4 protein-coding genes are annotated in these 2,265 nt (G+C 53.5%); 1 reads left to right on the top strand and 3 read right to left on the bottom strand.

Annotated elements, in window-relative coordinates; all coding sequences use genetic code 11:
* Positions 1 to 106 precede the first annotated feature (106 nt).
* The 3 genes from IV91_RS0104505 to IV91_RS19065 all read right to left on the bottom strand — a co-directional run bounded on the left by IV91_RS0104505 (position 107) and on the right by IV91_RS19065 (position 2,009).
* Positions 107 to 1,387: a type II toxin-antitoxin system HipA family toxin gene (locus IV91_RS0104505; protein ID WP_031596371.1), complete on the bottom strand. Its 1,281-nt coding sequence runs from the start codon at positions 1,385 to 1,387 to the stop codon at positions 107 to 109.
* Complete coding sequence (locus IV91_RS0104500; protein WP_031596370.1) at positions 1,377 to 1,637, bottom strand: helix-turn-helix transcriptional regulator; 261 nt, start codon at positions 1,635 to 1,637, stop codon at positions 1,377 to 1,379. The genes IV91_RS0104505 and IV91_RS0104500 overlap by 11 nt, the downstream gene beginning before the upstream one ends.
* 129 nt (positions 1,638 to 1,766) lie before the next feature.
* The gene (locus IV91_RS19065; RefSeq protein WP_150112381.1) at positions 1,767 to 2,009 is read right to left on the bottom strand and encodes an SEC-C metal-binding domain-containing protein; all 243 of its coding nucleotides are present in this window, start codon (positions 2,007 to 2,009) and stop codon (positions 1,767 to 1,769) included.
* A gap of 76 nt (positions 2,010 to 2,085) precedes the next feature.
* Between IV91_RS19065 and tnpA the strand changes: the two genes are divergently transcribed.
* Positions 2,086 to 2,265: IS200/IS605 family transposase (gene tnpA / locus IV91_RS17085; protein WP_150112380.1), on the top strand; the 180-nt coding region annotated here is incomplete at its 3' end.

Here is a 2,265-nt window from a genome sequence, read left to right as displayed (position 1 = left end):
AGGTCGTTTGTGATAGAGGGTTTGCCGCTGGTCATGGCCTGGATGCTGTAGTCGCAAGACGAGAGCCAGGAGACCCCAGCGGGTTCGCCCTTAGAACCCCCTGTCTTTAGACATGGGGAGGTTTAGCAGCAGGATCGGTGAGTCGACGAATCGTCAAGGCACAGCGTTGTTCAATCAAAGCAATGATTCGCTCAACCACGGCATTTCCAGAAAAGCCATGCCCAGGGTCGGATTGGATCTTGCGTGCGGTTGGCGGCAGCGACTTTGCCAATTCCAGAATGCGTTTTTTGGTCAGTGCCTTGGCCAGTCCAGCGCCTTCAGCAAGCTGATCCCAGTGCCGTGCCTGGATCTCGCTGAACTTGTATTTGCTGCCGATTTTCATCGCCATCTTGGGCGTCAGCATCGGATACACCGCAGTGGAGAGCGTGTCGTAGAACGGGGCCAGGACAGGCCCCTCGATTAAATACAGCAGAGAGAAATTCTTGGCGTGCGCGTCATGATTGCCGGTCAGTGCGTTGAATATCACATAATCGAGCAAGCGCAGCACCTGTGGTGCGCTGGGGCGGGAGACACGGCGGACCAGATCGAAGCATTGCGCCAGATCCGGTCCACCTTCGTTCTGATATTTAATTTCAGGCACGACACCCAATGCCTGGCAAAAATCCTCTTGATGAATGCGCCGTCGGTGCCCTACTTTATCCAGACTCCGGTCGTAGCGCTCAACCAGCAAGAATGATCGAGTTCCAATGGAGTGAACCTTGGCCTTGGCGGGTTTGAGTTGCAAGGTATTGGCCAGCGTCAAGCAGAAACCCTCATTGGCCACACTGTCTTCAACGGCATGGATGGGTGGCTTCAAAATGTGGGAACTGGGCGTGCCATTGTGAGGCAGGCCAATGCGGGCACCATCAAAAACTACCGGTAGTTTGTCTTGGGCGCCAGCCAGGGAAAGCCGCAGTCCATCTTTGCCTGCCAGCATGGGGCGATGAGGCAATTCATCCAGGATGGCAATGACTTCTTCATTGCTCAGCCATTGAATATCCTCGCACTGGGTTGATGCAGGTAAGGCCTGCCCTGGCTCCAAGAATGTCACCGCCCCGGCACATTCTCCGCCGATGTGGTCCAGCAGCGCAAAGTCGTTCTGGTTTGATACCTGGAACTGCTGCGCAATCAGACGACGCATCTGTCCCTCTGGCAGGAGGCCGGCAAAGAATGGGCGAGTTTTGTGATCGTCGAACGGCTCCGCTTGCAAAGGCAACGAGACGGATAATGCTACAGCTTGAGGCCGAGACAACCAATTAGGGTCGTAGCAAAAAGCCAGCCGTCCCGCGACGAGCGTCAGGGTGCCTGCACGGTCGGCGAATAACCAGACTTCCAGCTCATGCGCCATAGTCGTTGCCCGAGCGTTGATCTTCGGCAACTCCGGAGGGCAATCCGCTAATTATGATTTCTCCGCCCAACGCATCAATGACCCGCAGAACATTTTCGAGTCGCAGGGTAGGTTTTCCTGCCTCAAGATCGACAATGAAGCGCACACCAACCCCCGCCGCCAGAGCCAGTTGAGGCTGCGTCAAAGCAAGTTGCTTGCGGGCGGCACGAAGTGCATCGCCGAGTTGTTGAGGTGATCGAATGGTTGTCATGATGAATTTTGTTTACCGTTCGGGAAATTATACCCCGGAATTCGTCATGGTGCAAGCTATATTTCCCGATTGGGAATGTCCCGTATTGTTAGGCGTACTATGTTTAACGATCCCGATCCTGCCCCATCGTCAGTGAATGATCGGAACTGCGCCACAGCATTTCTTGAACTTCTTTCCTGATCCGCATGGACAGGGATCGTTGCGCCCCACTTTCGGTTCGTTACGGCGCACGGTCGATTCATCGCCGCGCCTTTCGAGCCAGTAGGCATGCATGTCGCGGACGGCGGGGGCAATCAGGCGTTGCAGCCGTTCCACCTCATCTTCCGCCATTTGGTCAACCCCACACCGCGAGAATCCCCTCGCTTTAGCCATGGGGAGGAAAGCGGGAATTTGATTTTGACTTAGATTTCGCTTGCATTATACAAATAGCATCTATATCATGCTTTGCATGAACGATTACACTATAAAATACAAGAGCAACCTGAACGTGGTTTACTCCTGTAAGTACCATGTTATATGGTGTCCTAAGTATCGGCGTTCGGTTTTAGTGAAGGGCGTTGACGTTCGGCTGAAAGAAATTATACAAGACGTTGCTACTGAGTATAAATGTGAAATATTGGAACTTGAG

This window comes from Ferrovum myxofaciens, assembly GCF_000735045.1.
Lineage (GTDB): Bacteria > Pseudomonadota > Gammaproteobacteria > Burkholderiales > Ferrovaceae > Ferrovum > Ferrovum myxofaciens.
Note: the sequence above shows the minus strand (reverse complement) of the source record. Positions and strands in the feature narration are given on the sequence as shown.